The organism is Micromonospora sp. MP36 (assembly GCF_008119785.1).
Classification (GTDB): domain Bacteria; phylum Actinomycetota; class Actinomycetes; order Mycobacteriales; family Micromonosporaceae; genus Micromonospora.
Window position 1 is genome coordinate 1 of record NZ_VSFA01000013.1, and the last position, 14,438, is coordinate 14,438.

General features: G+C 72.3%; 20 protein-coding genes. 9 read left to right on the forward strand and 11 right to left on the reverse strand.

Annotated elements, in window-relative coordinates:
- The coding region (locus FXF52_RS13185; protein ID WP_148796922.1) for an ABC transporter substrate-binding protein at window positions 1–1,259 on the reverse strand (1,259 nt) is incomplete at its 3' end.
- A gap of 262 nt (window positions 1,260–1,521) precedes the next feature.
- Between FXF52_RS13185 and FXF52_RS13190 the strand changes: the two genes are divergently transcribed.
- Complete coding sequence (locus FXF52_RS13190) at window positions 1,522–2,301, forward strand: M23 family metallopeptidase (RefSeq protein ID WP_148796924.1); 780 nt, start codon at window positions 1,522–1,524, stop codon at window positions 2,299–2,301.
- Window positions 2,302–2,487: 186 nt separating this feature from the next.
- Here the strand turns inward: FXF52_RS13190 and FXF52_RS41615 are convergent, their stop codons facing one another.
- Genes FXF52_RS41615 through FXF52_RS13205 form a run of 4 tightly spaced genes read right to left on the reverse strand, consistent with a single transcriptional unit; the run spans window position 2,488 to window position 4,263 of the window.
- Window positions 2,488–2,634, reverse strand: coding sequence for a GPGG-motif small membrane protein (locus FXF52_RS41615; protein ID WP_187413490.1), 147 nt, complete (start codon window positions 2,632–2,634; stop codon window positions 2,488–2,490).
- Window positions 2,635–2,655: 21 nt separating this feature from the next.
- Window positions 2,656–3,399 (reverse strand): metallophosphoesterase, encoded by a 744-nt coding sequence (locus FXF52_RS13195; RefSeq protein WP_148796926.1) that lies wholly within the window; start codon window positions 3,397–3,399, stop codon window positions 2,656–2,658.
- Window positions 3,400–3,412: 13 nt separating this feature from the next.
- On the reverse strand, window positions 3,413–3,682 hold the full coding sequence (locus FXF52_RS13200; protein ID WP_148796928.1) for a hypothetical protein: 270 nt from the start codon (window positions 3,680–3,682) through the stop codon (window positions 3,413–3,415).
- A complete protein-coding gene (locus FXF52_RS13205) occupies window positions 3,679–4,263 on the reverse strand; it encodes a nucleotidyltransferase (RefSeq protein WP_148796930.1) in 585 nt (194 codons plus the stop codon). The genes FXF52_RS13200 and FXF52_RS13205 overlap by 4 nt, the downstream gene beginning before the upstream one ends.
- A 152-nt stretch (window positions 4,264–4,415) precedes the next feature.
- On the opposite strand from FXF52_RS13205, the gene FXF52_RS13210 reads away from it, so the two are divergent.
- A complete protein-coding gene (locus FXF52_RS13210; RefSeq protein WP_148796932.1) occupies window positions 4,416–5,147 on the forward strand; it encodes a dTMP kinase in 732 nt (243 codons plus the stop codon).
- Here FXF52_RS13210 and FXF52_RS13215 read toward each other — a convergent pair.
- Window positions 5,132–5,875, reverse strand: coding sequence for an SDR family NAD(P)-dependent oxidoreductase (locus FXF52_RS13215; RefSeq protein WP_148796934.1), 744 nt, complete (start codon window positions 5,873–5,875; stop codon window positions 5,132–5,134). The genes FXF52_RS13210 and FXF52_RS13215 overlap by 16 nt on opposite strands.
- A gap of 302 nt (window positions 5,876–6,177) precedes the next feature.
- Here FXF52_RS13215 and FXF52_RS13220 point away from each other — a divergent pair, with 302 nt between their 5' ends.
- The 3 genes from FXF52_RS13220 to FXF52_RS13235 all read left to right on the forward strand — a co-directional run bounded on the left by FXF52_RS13220 (window position 6,178) and on the right by FXF52_RS13235 (window position 9,481).
- Window positions 6,178–7,092 carry a MurR/RpiR family transcriptional regulator gene (locus tag FXF52_RS13220; RefSeq protein WP_148796936.1) on the forward strand — a complete coding sequence of 305 codons (915 nt, stop codon included), beginning with the start codon at window positions 6,178–6,180 and terminating at the stop codon, window positions 7,090–7,092.
- Window positions 7,089–8,036: an N-acetylmuramic acid 6-phosphate etherase gene (gene murQ, locus FXF52_RS13225; RefSeq protein ID WP_148796938.1), complete on the forward strand. Its 948-nt coding sequence runs from the start codon at window positions 7,089–7,091 to the stop codon at window positions 8,034–8,036. Before FXF52_RS13220 ends, murQ begins: the two co-directional genes overlap by 4 nt.
- Before the next feature lie 455 nt (window positions 8,037–8,491).
- Entirely contained in the window at window positions 8,492–9,481 is a 990-nt protein-coding gene (locus FXF52_RS13235) for an RNA polymerase sigma factor RpoD/SigA (protein WP_187413491.1), read from the forward strand.
- 89 nt (window positions 9,482–9,570) lie between these two features.
- Here the strand turns inward: FXF52_RS13235 and FXF52_RS13240 are convergent, their stop codons facing one another.
- Window positions 9,571–10,539, reverse strand: coding sequence for a C40 family peptidase (locus tag FXF52_RS13240; RefSeq protein WP_148796944.1), 969 nt, complete (start codon window positions 10,537–10,539; stop codon window positions 9,571–9,573).
- A 501-nt stretch (window positions 10,540–11,040) separates the two neighbouring features.
- Here FXF52_RS13240 and FXF52_RS13245 point away from each other — a divergent pair.
- Complete coding sequence (locus tag FXF52_RS13245; protein WP_148796946.1) at window positions 11,041–11,565, forward strand: DUF6232 family protein; 525 nt, start codon at window positions 11,041–11,043, stop codon at window positions 11,563–11,565.
- Window position 11,566: 1 nt separating this feature from the next.
- Here the strand turns inward: FXF52_RS13245 and FXF52_RS13250 are convergent, their stop codons facing one another.
- Complete coding sequence (locus FXF52_RS13250; RefSeq protein ID WP_148796949.1) at window positions 11,567–11,890, reverse strand: DUF3817 domain-containing protein; 324 nt, start codon at window positions 11,888–11,890, stop codon at window positions 11,567–11,569.
- Between the two features lie 26 nt (window positions 11,891–11,916).
- Complete coding sequence (locus FXF52_RS13255) at window positions 11,917–12,336, reverse strand: hypothetical protein (protein ID WP_148796951.1); 420 nt, start codon at window positions 12,334–12,336, stop codon at window positions 11,917–11,919.
- 121 nt (window positions 12,337–12,457) lie between these two features.
- On the opposite strand from FXF52_RS13255, the gene FXF52_RS13260 reads away from it, so the two are divergent.
- Genes FXF52_RS13260 through FXF52_RS13270 form a run of 3 tightly spaced genes read left to right on the forward strand, consistent with a single transcriptional unit; the run spans window position 12,458 to window position 13,676 of the window.
- On the forward strand, window positions 12,458–12,775 hold the full coding sequence (locus FXF52_RS13260; protein WP_148796953.1) for a DUF6158 family protein: 318 nt from the start codon (window positions 12,458–12,460) through the stop codon (window positions 12,773–12,775).
- Window positions 12,775–13,104, forward strand: a complete 330-nt coding sequence (locus FXF52_RS13265; RefSeq protein ID WP_148796955.1) for a hypothetical protein — start codon at window positions 12,775–12,777, stop codon at window positions 13,102–13,104. Before FXF52_RS13260 ends, FXF52_RS13265 begins: the two co-directional genes overlap by 1 nt.
- Window positions 13,105–13,136: 32 nt before the next feature.
- Window positions 13,137–13,676, forward strand: coding sequence for a DUF1360 domain-containing protein (locus tag FXF52_RS13270; RefSeq protein WP_148796957.1), 540 nt, complete (start codon window positions 13,137–13,139; stop codon window positions 13,674–13,676).
- A 53-nt stretch (window positions 13,677–13,729) separates the two neighbouring features.
- Here the strand turns inward: FXF52_RS13270 and FXF52_RS13275 are convergent, their stop codons facing one another.
- Entirely contained in the window at window positions 13,730–13,933 is a 204-nt protein-coding gene (locus tag FXF52_RS13275) for a hypothetical protein (protein WP_148796959.1), read from the reverse strand.
- A 118-nt stretch (window positions 13,934–14,051) separates the two neighbouring features.
- Window positions 14,052–14,285: a hypothetical protein gene (locus FXF52_RS13280; RefSeq protein WP_370517966.1), complete on the reverse strand. Its 234-nt coding sequence runs from the start codon at window positions 14,283–14,285 to the stop codon at window positions 14,052–14,054.
- Window positions 14,286–14,438 lie beyond the last annotated feature (153 nt).

The following is a 14,438-nucleotide window of genomic DNA, read 5'->3' on the forward strand; positions in this document are numbered from 1 at the left end:
GTGCCCGCGCCGACCGCGGCCGGCATCAGGTCCGAGCCGTCGAAACGGAAGACGGTCTTCGGGTCCTGGAGGATCTGGACGGAGAGCTTGTCCACCGGGTTCGGGACGTTGGCGAGGTCGAGCTTCTTGTTCGCCGACACCCAGTCGCCGATCTTGGCGCGGCTGTTGGCGTACTCGCCGGAGGCCAGGTAGGTCTGCACGGCCTGGACCTCGGGCCGGTCGGCGAAGGCCGTGACGAACTCGCCACCGCCCAGCACCGGCTTGCCCTTGGCCGGGTCGACGGCCGGGAAGTAGAACGCGAAGACGTCGCCGTCCTCGGCCACCTTGGTGCCCTTCGGCCACTGGTTGGCGTAGAAGGACGCCTGCCGGTGCAGGGCGCACTTGCCCTTGGTGATCGGCAGACCGGCCTCGCCGAATGCGGTGGTGGCGATGCTCTTCACGTTGCCGATGCCGCCGTTGACGTACTTCTCGTTCTTGAGAATCAGGCCGGCCTTGTCGACCGCCCCGGCGACCTGCGGGTCGTTGAACGGGATGGCGTGGGTGGTCCACTGGTCGTAGACCTCGGGCGACGTCATGCGCAGCATGAGGTCCTCGATCCAGTCGGTGGCCGGCCAACCGGTGGCGTCACCGGACTCGATGCCGGCGCACCACGGCTTGATGCCGCTCGCCGCGATCGTGTCGCTGAGCTTGATGAGGTCGTCCCAGGTCTCGGGGACGGTCCAGCCCTTCTCCTTGAACATCTTCGGCGAGTACCACACGAAGGACTTCACGTTGGAGCCCAGCGGGGCGCCGTAGAACTTGCCGTCCACGGTGGAGTACTTCAGCCAGTCGGGGGAGTAGTTGGCCTCGGCCATGGCCTTGGTGTCGGCGCCGACGGGCTTGAGCTTGCCCGCGTCGGCGAACCGCTTGAGCAGACCCGGCTGGGGGATGAAGGCCAGGTCAGGGGCGTTGCCGCCGTCCACCCGGACGGGCAGCTGGGCCTCGAACTCGGGAGAGCCCTCGTGGTCGATCTTGATGCCGGTGCACTTCTCGAACTCCTTCCAGGACTCCGCGAGGCGGTCGGCCTCGATGTCCCGGATGGACGAGTAGATGGTGACCTTCTTGCCGTCGTGACCCTGGTACTTCTCGTATGGGGCGCACTCGGGGGAGCTCGCCTTGCTGCTCTTCTTGTCGTTGCCGGTGCCGCAGGCGGTGACGCCGAGCGCCAGCCCCAGTACGCCGGCGATCGCGAGAGCCTGGCGCGATCTGGCAAACGCCATGCCGATCTCCTTCCTAGCCGGCGCGTGGAGGGATCGAACGCGCGCCGGTCCGATGGTCGTTCCCACATGTAAGCGCTTGCATCTCACCCGGTCCACCCCCCTGCCGGACACGGCCAGGTAACAATCTCGAAACCCTCCTCACCGCTCGTGGGCGCGCTCCCACCCTCCGGCGATCTGGCCCCTGGGCGACCCTTCCCATCGATGGAACTTTCTGTCACGCTAAGCGCAGCCAATCGAAAACTTTCAACATAGGAGGAGATGGATGCGCAAGCGGTGGTTCAGTCTCGCGGCCGTGGGCGCCGTCCTCGCGGCGACCCTGGTCCCGGCCGCCCCGGCCATGGCGGCCCCGACCTTCAAGGTCCCGTTCCCCTGTAACCAGTCCTGGTCCGGCCAGACCCGGTCCGACCACAGCCCGGCCTACGCGATCGACTTCAACCGCACCGACGACCTGGGCGACCCGGTGGTGGCCAGCGCGCCCGGCACGGTCGACCGGGTGACCGACCTCGGCGGCACCAGCTACGGCAAGTACGTCCGGATCGACCACGGCAACGGCTACACCACCTACTACGCCCACCTGAGCGGCTTCAACGTCTCGGTCGGGCAGACCGTCGGCTACGGCCGGGTGATCGGGTACGTGGGCAGCACCGGTGGCTCCACCGGCCCGCACCTGCACTACGAGCAGCGGCTCAACGGCAACGACATCCAGGTCCGGTTCAACGGGGCGCTCGCCCTCTACTGGGGCACCAAGACGTACACCAGCGACAACGGCTGCTCCGGCTCGAACACCGGTGAGGGCACGGTCAACACCACCTCCGGCGTGAGCCTGACCGTCCGCTCCGGCCCGGGCACCAACTACAGCGCGGTCGGCTCGGTCGCCGACGGCGCGAAGGTCACCATCTACTGCCAGACCAGCGGCACCACGGTCACCGGCACCTACGGCACCAGCTCGATCTGGGACCGGATCGGCACCGGCCGGTACATCTCCGACGCGTACGTCTACACCGGCTACGACGGCTACATCCCCGGCGTACCGCGCTGCTGACCGGCAGCGGACGCGGGGTCCGGATCGGGGCCCCGCGTCCGGCCGCCGGACCGGCGACGCGGTCGGCCGGACGACCGCCGGAACGCGAAGCGCCGGGGTCGTCGCGCCCGCCCGCTCCGATCTGGGCGGACGGAGCCTGCGGACCCGACGACCCCGGCGGGTCAGGGGTGCTGAGGGATGCGGCGGCTAGCTGCTGAAGATGCTGACGCCGCCCGGGCCGACCAGCAGGCCGACGATGATGAGGACGATGCCCCACAGGATCTGCCGGCGGAACAGCGCGAGGATGCCGGCGACCACCAGTACGACTGCGATAATCCAGAGAATCAGCTCCATGGCTCGGGCAGTACCCGGCCGTCAGATCCGAGAAACCTGTGCCCGGTCGAGCTGATCTCCCAGGTGGAAGACGCTGTACGCCTGCTTGATCACCGGGTGGGCGACGTTGCGGACGCGGACGCCGCCGGGGGTGGTGCCCCGCTCCGACCCGTGGTGGGCGTGCCCGTGCAGGGCCAGCGCGGTGGGCGCCGAGTCGATCGCCTGCCCGAGCTGGTAGCAGCCGAGGAACGGATAGATCTCCAGCGGCTCGCCGGCGAGCGTGTCCGGCACCGGGGAGTAGTGGGTCAGCGCCACCAGCACGTCGCACTCCAGCCCGCGCAGCGCCCGGCCCAGCGCGTCGGCGCTGTCCTTGGTGGTCTGGACGAAGGACTTCATCTCCGGCTCGCCGAAGTCGCTGGCGCAGCGCCCGGCGAACCCACCCCCGAAGCCCTTCACCCCGGCCACGCCGAGCCGCCCGCCGGCGCACTCCAGCACCATCCCGGTCCCCTCCAGCACGGTGATGCCGACGTCCTCCAGCACCTTCACCAGCTGCGGCACCTCGTCGCACTGGTGCTCGTGGTTGCCGAGCACGGTGATCACCGGCACCCCGAGGTTGCCGAACTCCCGGGCCACGCAGCGCGCCTCGGACTCGGTGCCGTGCCGAGTCAGGTCGCCGGCGAGCAGCAGCGCGTCGGCGCAGTCGGGCAGCTCGTCCAGGGCCGGCCGGAACCGGCCGACCACGTCCTCGTCCATGTGCACGTCGCCGACGGCGGCGATCCGGATCACGGTCCAACCTCCCTCACGGCAGCTCCTCGACCTGGGTGGGCGCCTGTGTCCGGATCACGCCGATGTCGCTGGTGATCGGCACGTCCGGGAAGCGCTCGGCCACCCGGCGCAGGATCTCCTCCCGCCGGTGCGGGCTCTCCACCTCGCCGTAGAGCACCAGGCCCCGCTCCAGGCGGACCACGGTGATGCCCTGCTCGGCGATCGCCGGGTCCTCGGCCAACAGGCGCTGGATCTCCGCCTCCACGTACTCGTCGGGCGGCGCGTCGCCGTGCTGCTCGGTCACGGTGTCTCCCTTCCCTCTGCGGTGCCGCTCTCCGGCAGCACGTCCAGCCGGTCGAGGAGCACCAGGAACGCCTCTGCGTACGGCGAGTGCTGCGTCTCCTTCCGTACCCGTTCCCAGTCGATCTGTTCCCGCAGCGAGCGGGCCAGCGGCAGGGCGCGGGCGAAGTCGCAGTAGTGCTGCGAGAAGCTCAGCAGCTTGTGCACCATCAGTTGGGTGGCCGAGAGCACTGGCATGTGGATCGCGTCGACCGGCCGCACGATGGTGTCGGCGAAGGTCTCCTCGGTCACCGGGGTCTCGATCGGCCGGTGGATCAGGTCCACCATCCGCCCCTCGTCATAGACCTTGACCAGCCAGTCCTCGGGCGGGCGTTCGGCGGTGAAGCCGGCCTCGACCAGGGCCTCCAGCGCCCGGTCGACGTCCTGCTCCCGGATCAGGAAGTCCACGTCGTGCTCGCTGGAGTGGCCGCCGTGGGCGTACACGGCGAAGCTGCCACCGAGCGCGAAGGGGATCTCGGACTGCTTGAGCACGGCGGCGACCTTCTTGAGGGTGTGCACCAGGGTCTCGTCCCCGCGCTCGGCCATCGGGTTCTCCCGTCGTCGTGGGTGGCGGTGGGAATGAAGTTGCGTACCCGGCGAACCGGTCGGCCACACCTCTTGTCGGCGCGGCACGGGCGGGACGGAGCGGAATGGGACAAACTGCCGGGGACGGGCGCCGCTCCGCTAGCCTGGGGCAGGTGGCCAGGTCACTGCGGGGGCGGCGCGGCAGGGCCCGACTGCGCGCCGTCGCCCTGATCGGCATCGACGGCTCGGGCAAGACCACCCAGGCTCACCGGCTCGCCGAGGCGCTCACCGCGGCCGGCCATCCCGCCACCTACCATCGCAACGCCGGCGGTCGCCGCTGGCTCGGCCGGCTCGCCCAGCGGCTCGGCCGCCCGGACGCGCAGCGGCTCGTCGGCCGCGACGGGCTGCTCGCCGTCGAGTCCGTGCTCCGCTGGCTCGCCATCGCTCTCGCCCTGCTGAGCTGCCTGGTGACCGGCCGCACGGCGGTGATGGACCGCTGGTCCCCCTGCCAGTACGCCAGCATCCGCGCGCACGGGGGACAGCGCTGGGAACGGCTGGCCCGGGCCGGCTACCGCATCTTCCCCGCCCCGCGGGTCACCTTTCTGCTCAGCGTCGACCCGGCCGAGGCGTACCGGCGGATCGAGCGGCGCGGCACCGACCACGAGACCATGCGCTGGCTGACCACCGCCGCCACCGCCTACCAGGCGCTGCCGGAGTACCCCAGCTTCGTGGTGGTCGACGCGAACGGCTCGCCGGATGAGGTGTCCCGGCGGATCCGCGCCCACCTCACCGAGTGGCTGCCCGGTGACCCGCCCGCGTCGACGGGCGGGCCGCCGGGCGGCACCCGCCCGCCGTCCGGCGGGTCGGGTCGGGATGACCCGCTGCCCGCTCAGGCCCGGCCGTAGACCGGGACGCTCGCCCCGCTGGTCGGCGCGGACTCGTCGGAGGCGAGGAAACGGATCACCGCGGCGATCTCGGCGGGCGGCACCCAGCGCCGGTGGTCGGCCTCCGGCTGCGCGGCCCGGTTGGCCGGGGTGTCGATCACGCTCGGCAGCACCGTGTTGCACCGGACTCCGCGCTGCCGGTATTCCACCGCCACCGCGTTGGCGAAGGCGAGCACCGCCGCCTTGGCCGTGGCGTAGCCGGCCGCGCCAGCGAAGGGCGTCACCGCCGCCCGCGCCGACACGCAGACCACCGCCCCGCCGCCGGCCGCCATCAGGTGCGGCAACGCCGCCTGGGTGACCAGGTACGTGGGGCGCAGGTTGATCCGCAGCATCCGGTCGAACTCCTCGACCGGGGTCTCGTGCACCAGCCCACCGCTGGCGTACCCCCCGACCAGGTTGACCACCGCGCGCAGCGGCGCGGTCGGTTCGGCGGCCGCCACCGCCACGGCCCGCGCCGCGCCGGCGGGTTCCAGCAGGTCGGCGGTGACGGCTTCAACGACGGCGCCAGGTCGCGGCGCGGCGTCAGCCGCGCCGGGCTGGAGTTGTCGCTCGACCCGGACCGGTCCGGACGTCGGATCGCTCTCCCGTTCGGGTACGACCACCCGCCAGCCCGCCTTGAGGAAGGCGGCGGTGACCGCACCGCCCAGCCCGCCCGTGCCTCCGGTCACCAGCACCGTGCGTTCCGCCATGGGCACACGCTAGCCGCCCGCGGGCCGGCGTGGCGGGCGGGGCGCGATCCGGCGGGGTCGATGCCGACCGGCGTCCGCCAGCCGTCCGTCCGGCGGTCCGGGCCGAGCCGTCCGGTCGGCATGACCTGCACGAAGGCCGATCCGGCGGTCGGTCGGCGCGGCCGACTCGACCGGAGCGGGGGAGGCGGGCGGGCAGCGGGAATGGGACCCTTGCGGCGATGATCCGGCGCGGAAGGCGGTACTTTTCCCGATACGCGCCGTCATGGTTGACGGTCACGCCTTCATGAAAGTAAGTTTCATCCGTGGCGAAGAGTCCGAAGATTTCTGCGAGTCACGAGCCCGGTGGACTGATCGTCCACATCAGCGGCCTGCTCCCGTCGCTGTCGCCGGCCGAGCAGCGGGTCGCCCGGCTGGTCGTCGCCGATCCGGCGGACGCCGCCCGGCGCACCATCACCGACCTCGCCACCGCCGCCGAGACCTCGGAGGCCACCGTCATCCGGTTCTGCCGGTCGGTGGGCATGGAGGGCTATCCCCAGCTGCGGATCCGGCTCGCCGCCGAGGCCGCCCGCCGGGTCGAGCCCCCGGACGCCCGGGTGGTCGGCGGAGACATCCCGCCCGGCGCCGACCTGGCGCAGATCATCGCGACCATCGCGTTCAACGACGCACGGGCCGTCGAGGAGACCGCCGAGCAGCTCGACCCGGCCGTCTGCGAGCAGGTGGTCGAGGCGATCGGCGCGGCCGGCCGGATCGACGTCTACGGCGCGGGCGCCAGCGGCTTCGTCGCCTCCGACTTCCAGCAGAAGCTGCACCGCATCGGCCGGACCGCCTTCTACTTCCCGGACGTGCACACCGCGCTGACCTCGGCGGCCCTGCTGGGCCGGGGCGACGTCGCGGTCGGCATCTCGCACACCGGCACTACCTCCGACGTCATCGAGGTGCTGGAGCAGGCCCGGGCGCGGGGCGCCACCACGGTGGCGCTGACCAACTTCCCCCGCTCGCCGATCACCGAGGTGGCCGACTTCGTGCTCACCACCGCGGCCCGGGAGACCACGTACCGCTCCGGGGCGATGGCCAGCCGGCTCGCCCAGCTCACCGTGGTGGACTGCCTCTTCGTCGGGGTGGCCGCGCGCAACCGGGCCAGGGCCAGGAAGGCCCTGGAGGCGACCGCCGAGGCCGTCCAGTCGCACCGGGTGGGCTCCGGGCGGAGGCGGGGATGACGACCGGTCGAGTGGAGCCGGACGAGGTGGCCGCGGCGCGGCCCGTGGTGCGGGTCGGGGCGCCCACCGAGCGGCGCAACCCGCACAGCCTCGACCTCGACCTGATGTCGACCCGCGAGGTGCTCACCGTCATCAACGAGGCGGACCGGCGGGTGCCGGGCGCGGTGGCGGCCGTCCTCGACGAGATCGCGGAGACCGTCGACTTGGCCGTGGCCGCGCTGCGCGGCGGGCACCGGGTGCACTACTTCGGCGCCGGCACCTCCGGCCGACTCGGCGTGCTGGACGCCGCGGAGCTGGCGCCCACCTTCAACTCGCCACGGCACTGGTTCTGCGCCCACCTGGCGGGCGGTCCGGAGGCCATGTGGCGGGCCGTGGAGGACGCCGAGGACGACGAGCGCACCGGCGCCGCGGAGGCCACCGACTGCGTACGCCCCGGCGACCTGGTGGTCGGGCTGGCCGCCAGCGGCCGCACCCCGTACGTCCTCGGGGCGCTCGCCGCGTCCCGGGCGCAGGGGGCCGCAACCGTCCTGCTCTGCGCCAATCCGGAGGCCGACGCCGCCTCGTCGGTCGACGTCTTCATCGGGGTGGACACCGGGCCGGAGGTGGTCACCGGCTCGACCCGGATGAAGGCGGGCACCGCGCAGAAGCTGGTGCTCAACACGTTCTCCACGGCCGTCATGGTGCGCCTCGGCCGGGTCTACTCGAACCTGATGATCGACATGGTCGCCACCAACGCCAAGCTGCGCGGCCGGATGATCTCGATCCTGATGGAGGCCACCGGCTGCGCCGAGGAGGTCTGCCAGGCCGTGCTGCACGAGGCCGACGGCGACCTCAAGACCGCCCTGGTCTCCCTGGTCTCCGGCGCGGAGGTCGCCGCCGCCCGGGCCGCCCTGGCCCGCTCCGCCGACCAGGTGCGCGGCGCGCTGGCCCTGCTCGCCTCCTGACCCGCCCCGGCGGGCCCGTCCACCCGACTCGCTCCGGCGACTGCGACGCACGTCACGCCGCGGCCGGGACGGCCTGCGCGCTGCGGATTGTTCATCGAAGCGTGGGGTAATCCTGACCCGTGGCTGAACCGCCCGGCGCGCGGACGCGTATCTCGCAGTGACCAGGATCGCAATGTCGCGGTGACGCGGGTCGCTGTGTTCATGGAATTCGCAATGGTGCGATTTCCGGGGCGGACGACGATTCCGCTGCTCCGACCGCCTTCTGACCGGGGCGTGCGTGAGCCACCCGAGCAGGGGTCCTGACAGCAAACATGGACCGGGCTCTCAGCTACTACTCAGGCATTCGTGACAGTTTCGACTCACGACATGGAATCCCCGACGCGTCTCAACTGTTGTGTAGGTGTCAGCACCTACGGGCACAGCAGAGGTTACGGGGAGGGCTGATGAACGTGGGGATGGCAAGGAACCGGGCAACCGGCGCGAGCGAGGGGACCGTGGCAATCGTGGACAAGAACATCGGCATGCGTACCGACGAGGTCGCCGAGGAGCGCGACCTGGTCGGCGTCTACCTGCACGAGATCTCCCGGACGCCGTTGCTGGACGCCGCCAAGGAGGTCGACCTCTCCAAGGCGATCGAGGCCGGCCTCTACGCCGAGCACCTGCTCGGCGAGGACCGCGTCCCCGTCGGCGTCGAGCGGGAGGAACTGGAGCGGCTGATCGTCGAGGGTGAGCGCGCGAAGGACCTGTTCATCCGCGCCAACCTGCGACTGGTCGTGTCGATCGCCCGCCGGTACGTGCGGTCCGGCATGCCCATGCTGGACCTGATCCAGGAGGGCAACACCGGCCTGGTCCGGGCGGTCGAGAAGTTCGACTACGAGCGCGGCTACAAGTTCTCCACCTACGCGACGTGGTGGATCCGTCAGGCCATCAGCCGGGCCATCGCGCAGCAGGAGCGGACCGTCCGGCTGCCCGTGCACCTGGTCGAGGACGTCAACCGGATGCGGAACGTGACCCGGCAGCTCACCCGCGAGCTGGGCACCGACCCGGAGCCGGAGCAGATCGCGACGGCGCTCGGCGTGACCGTCGAGCGGGTCAACGAGCTGGTCCGCTGGTCGCAGGACACGGTCTCGCTGGACACCCCGGTCGGCGACGACGGCGACACGAACCTCGGCGACCTGGTCGCCGACAGCGACGCCCCGTCGCCGGAGGACATCGTCCTCACCGGGCTGGAGCGGCAGCGCATCGAGGGTCTGCTCAACCACCTCGACGACCGGTCCGCCGGCATCATGCGGGCCCGCTACGGCCTGGAGGACGGCCGGGAGCATTCGCTGACCGAGGTGGCGTCGCGGTTCTCGCTGTCCCGGGAGCGGATCCGCCAGCTGGAGATCCAGGCCCTTGGCCGGCTCCGCGAGCTGGCCCGGGCCGAGGGGCTGCAGGCGGCCTGAGCTGGTAGTAATGACAAGACGAACGGCCGGCGTCCGATAGGGGGACGCCGGCCGTTCGCCGTACTGGAGCCCGCGCGGGCGCCGCAGGATCAGCGCACCCGGCCGTAGCCGGCGATGGACATGATGTCCATGTCCCGCTTGTTGACGTTGCGGCCGGCGCTGGGCGCGTCGATGATCTGGCCGCTGCCCACGTAGAGCGCCACGTGCCCCAGCCCCGAATAGAAGACCAGGTCACCGGGCTGCAACGAGCTGCGACTGATCCGCGCCGTGGCGTTCCACTGCATCGCCGCGTTGTGCGGCAACGACTTCCCGGCCGCCCGCCAGGCGGCCAGCGTGAGCCCGGAGCAGTCGTAGCCGTCCGGGCCGTCGGCCCCGTACACGTACGGCTTGCCGACCGCGCCGTACGCGTAGCGCACCGCCACCCCGGCCGAGCCGGAGACGGCCGGCGGGCTGCCGGCGGACCTGGACGAGGCGGGCGCCTCGGTGGCCCGGCCGTACGCCTGCCGCCGTAGCTGGTAGAGGCGGGCCAGGTCGGCCTCGATCTTCTTCTTGGCCGCGGCGAGCTGCTTTGCCTGGGCCGCCTCACGGGCCAGCGTGGCGTCGAGCCGGGTCTTCTGGTCGATCAGCCGGCGCTGGTCCGCGGTGAAGCCGGCGATGGTCTGCTGGCGCTGGCGGGTCAGCTGGTCCAGGGTGCCCAGCCGCTCCGGCAGCGAGGCCGGCCCGCTCGGCTCCAGCAGGGCCTGCGCGGCCCGCAGCCCACCGGTCTTGTACGCGGTGACGGCGAGGACGCCCACGTCGGCGCGGCTCCGCTCGGCCTGCGCCTGCAACGGGCCGATCCTGGCCTCCAACGCGGCCGCGGTCGCCTGGTTGGCCTTGATGTCCTCGTTGAGCTTGTTGTAGGACTCGACGATTCGCTCCAGCTCAGTCGAGGACTTCTCGATCTGCTTCGTCAGCTCGGCGGGGGTGGGCTCGGCCCGAGCCACCGACGCCGGGGCGATCAGCACGGCCGAGAGGCCGGCGACCACCAGCGAGCGCAGCAGGATCCGTAAGGACGACAAGAGCGGAAAGCTCCTCTCCCACGGTCGACCGGGGCGCTGGGCGACCCGGCGACACCGGCCCGGGGCCATCCGGGTGGATGGCGGTCGACCGGACCGGCCTGCCCAACCTAACCCGGGACAGGAGTGGCCGGCAGTTGAAGCAGGGACGAATGTTGGCAAAGTGTCAGGAAGTGATGCTGATGACCGTGACGCTTTGTGACCGATTTGCCGTCCGGGCGTCGCGACCCCCGCGCCGGATGGCCGCATCGTGGGGGCTCGCCCCATTCGTCGTTCTCGGCGGATGTCGCCAGGCACCCCGTCGCGAAGTCATGACATAGACCGAAATGGCTTCTGTTTCCTGACCGAATCCCCGTCGGTGCGGGTCCGGGGGAACAGGGAAACGCCGGGCCGGGGTGGCGCGGCCCCAACACAATGAAGCGCGGAGCCGGGATTCCCGTCAGCGGCATCGGCACAGGTCAGGGCTGGCGCGGAGGACCCGGCGCGCGACCCCTGGAGGACGCCGTGCATAGCGATGGCTCCACCACCCGCCCGCCCCGATCGCCACAGGCGACCGCCCCGACCCTGCTCTACGCCCGGCCGGGCATCGTCGTCACCGCGGAACGGTTCACCGTCGGCCGCAACAGCTGGCGGGTCGCCGACCTCACCCAGCTCTGGACCACCCGGGGGCCGCACGACCGGCTGGCCGTCCAGGCGGTCGTGGTCACCGCCGCGCTGATCGGCGCGGTCGGGGTGCTGCTCGGCTTCACCGGCGGGCTGCAACGGCTCACCGCGTCCGCGTACCTGGCGCTGGGCGCGGTGGGCCTGCTGCCGCTGGTGCTGGTCCTGATCGGCGACCGCTGGCGGCCGCCGGCGTACGAGCTGTGGGGGCTGCACCGGGGCGCCGAGGTGCTGCTGTTCAGCAGCGACGACGAGCGGCAGTTCGGCCAGGTCACCCGGGCCCTGAAGCGGGCCCGGGAAGGGATCCGCCACGGTGCCGGCTGGGCGGACCCGGTGGCCTCGGCCGACCCGTGGCGGCCGAACCGGTGACTCAGCCGGCGACCGGTTCCGGGGTGCGGGGCCGGGCCGCCTGCCAGTTGCTGACCCGGCGCTCGGCGTAGAACGAGACGAACGGCACGGTACCGGCCAGCATCACCAGCAGCATCCGCTTCAGCGGCCAGTCGGCCCGGCGCGACAGGTCGAACGTCGCGGCCAGGTAGAGCATGTAGAGCCAGCCGTGCGCGGTGCCGACCACGGCCACCACGGTCGGCTTGTCGAAGCCGTACTTCAGCGGCATGCCGATCAGGACCAGCACCGCCAGCGCGACGCCCACGATCCAGGCGATCACGCGGTACCGGGTAAGCGCTCCGCCCACCGTCGTCCGTCCTTCCGAACCGGCCCTCAGCCGGGATAGTCGCCGGGCCGCGCGCCCGGGTTGGCGTTCAACCATGACAGATAGCGGTTGTACGCGGCGAGGTCGCCGTCCTCGACCGCCTCGACCGGGGTCGCCGGCCCCCGGCTGACCCGCACCGGTCGGCGTACCACGGGGGTGGTGGGGGTGGGCTCCGGCCCAGCGGCCGCCGGCGGCGCCGGAGTGGGCTCGTCCGCCCGCGGCCCCCGCAGCGCGTGACGCGCCTCACGCCACCACAGGAAGATCACGAAACCGGCGAAGACCGGCCACTCGATCGCGTACCCGAAGCTCAGCGTGTTGCCCTCGGCGGCCCGGGTGACCTGCCACCAGCCCAACCCGAGGAAACCCCCGACCAGCACGACCATGGCCACGTGGCGGGCGATCCACGCCGGTGTCCAGAGCCGCTTCATGCCTTCGAGGGTACCGGGACCGGCCGCCGTCTCCGACGCGGTGTCGTAGGTGGCGGGGTTTGGTGGCATCCCCGGTGGGCATCCGTCTAGACGCCAGCCCGAACGAGACGAGGGGGCGACGATGACCGAATCAGTACGCCGGCCCGGGGACGCCAGCCCGGAGCAGCGGATGCCCGAGTGGGACGGCGACCACGCCCGCGGCGACGCCACGCTGAGCGACGTCGACGGCGAGCTGCTCGGGGTGGACCCCGCCGAGTTGGGCGACGAGGACCTGATCCGGGAGATGTCCAGCCTGCACCGGACCCGGCTGGACACCCTGCGGCACGCCACCGACTCCGCGCTCGCCAACCACCTGCGGCGCACCGCCGAGCTGGAGACGGAGTACCTCGCCCGGCACCCGGGCCGGGAGGTCGACCCGAGCCGGTTGCGGGGCGCCTGATGGCGGCGCACGCCGAGCGGGGGATGTCCGCGCCGCCCGAGGTGGTCTTCAACACGGCCATTGACCCCGACCGGGCGGCGGCGTGGCTGCCCGAGCCGCTCCGCGAGGACGGCAGCCGCCGCCCGGAGGTGATCAGCATCGAGCAGATGCGGGCCACCTGGTACAGCGACTCCGCGCCCGACTGGTCGGCGGAGATCCGGGTGGAGTCGGTCGACGCCGGCGGCGCCCGGGTACAGCTGGACCTCGCCGGCGCGGACGGCCCCGGGTTGGCCGAGGAGACGCTGGCCAACCTCGCCCGCGAGGTGGCCGACAACCTGACCGCCGGCTGACCCGGCGGCGCCACGAGAACCGAGGAGGCCGGGTGACCGGGAGTGGCCTGAAGCAGAAGGTGGCGCGCCTGCGCCAGGCGTACGCGCCGCACGAGCACCGGCCGCTGGGCGGCTACCTGGCGGCGATGGGCACCTACGCGACGGTCACCGCGTCGCTGGTGGGCCTGGTCCGGGTGACCGGGCGGCCGGTGCCGGAGCGGCCGTCCCCGGCGGACGTGGTGCTGCTCTCCATCGCGACCCACAAGCTCAGCCGGCTGCTCTCCAAGGACGCGATCACCAGCCCGCTGCGCGCGCCGTTCACCCGCTACGACCACCCGATCGGCAGCGGCGAGGTGATGGAGCAGGTCCGCGACCAGGGCAGCGCGACCCGGCACGCGGTCGGGGAGCTGCTGAGCTGCCCGTTCTGCCTCGCGGTCTGGGTCGCCACCGGGCTCACCGGCGGGCTGGTGCTGGCACCCCGGCTGACCCGGCTGGTCGCCACCGCGCTGACCGCCGTGGCCGCCTCCGACTTCCTCCAGATGGGGTACGCGGTCGCCCAGCAGGCGGCCCAGGGTGGGCAGCGCGACAAGTGACCCCGCCCGGCGACGGGGCGGGCACGGCGTGCCCGCCCCGTCTTCCGTGCCGCTCAGGTGGCCCTGGTGCCGTGGTCCTCGCCGGCCCAGCCGCGCGGCGACTCGGTCTCGCGTCGGCCGTCGTCCTCGCCGGTGATGATGTCCTCGTCCACCGCGGTCTCCTCGTGCTCCTCCGCGAACTCCGGATCAGCGTCGGGGGGTGCCGCCGTCGGCGGCTGGCCGAGCGCTTCCCGGTGCCCCTCGTCCCGGTCGGTCATCCCACTGTCCTCTCCGTCGTGCAGTCGGCCGACGCCGCGGCCTACGCGCCGGCCGCTGCGGCGCGTACCCGGCCCGCTGCGGCTGTCCGGCGCGGCGGCTACCCGACCGGCGGGCCGTTCAGGCCACGGTGCCGCCCAGCAGGTCGGCCACCTCGTCGACCGCGTACTCGCCCTGGGGGAGCGCGGCGATCCGGGTGAGCAGCTCCGCGGGGAGTTCGGCGGCGACCGCCCGGCGGTAGATGTCCGCCTGGGTGATCCGCTCCTGGCCGTGGTAGATGTCGTCCAGCAGTTCGTCGAGCTGCCGGGTGTCCGGCTGCTCGGTCACGGGCGCTTCGTCGGTCACCCCGGTCAGCTACCCCGGGCCGAATCGGTCAAACGTCGCCGGTCGCGGCCCGGCGTGCGGTGACGGCGGTCACCGCACCGGCTGGAACACCGGACGCGTACCGGTGGTTGTGCAGAGCGTCGGTGTGTCCAGTGTCCCCGGGCCTCACCCCATCTGCCTTCG

Coding starts and splice junctions, on each gene's coding strand:
- FXF52_RS13190 (WP_148796924.1), top strand. CDS start 1,522: ATGCGCAAGCGGTGGTTCAGTCTCGCGGCCGTGGGCGCCGTCCTCGCG.
- FXF52_RS41615 (WP_187413490.1), bottom strand. CDS start 2,634: ATGGAGCTGATTCTCTGGATTATCGCAGTCGTACTGGTGGTCGCCGGC.
- FXF52_RS13205 (WP_148796930.1), bottom strand. CDS start 4,263: ATGGCCGAGCGCGGGGACGAGACCCTGGTGCACACCCTCAAGAAGGTC.
- FXF52_RS13215 (WP_148796934.1), bottom strand. CDS start 5,875: ATGGCGGAACGCACGGTGCTGGTGACCGGAGGCACGGGCGGGCTGGGC.
- murQ (WP_148796938.1), top strand. CDS start 7,089: ATGACGACCGGTCGAGTGGAGCCGGACGAGGTGGCCGCGGCGCGGCCC.
- FXF52_RS13235 (WP_187413491.1), top strand. CDS start 8,492: ATGGCAAGGAACCGGGCAACCGGCGCGAGCGAGGGGACCGTGGCAATC.
- FXF52_RS13255 (WP_148796951.1), bottom strand. CDS start 12,336: ATGAAGCGGCTCTGGACACCGGCGTGGATCGCCCGCCACGTGGCCATG.
- FXF52_RS13260 (WP_148796953.1), top strand. CDS start 12,458: ATGACCGAATCAGTACGCCGGCCCGGGGACGCCAGCCCGGAGCAGCGG.
- FXF52_RS13265 (WP_148796955.1), top strand. CDS start 12,775: ATGGCGGCGCACGCCGAGCGGGGGATGTCCGCGCCGCCCGAGGTGGTC.
- FXF52_RS13275 (WP_148796959.1), bottom strand. CDS start 13,933: ATGACCGACCGGGACGAGGGGCACCGGGAAGCGCTCGGCCAGCCGCCG.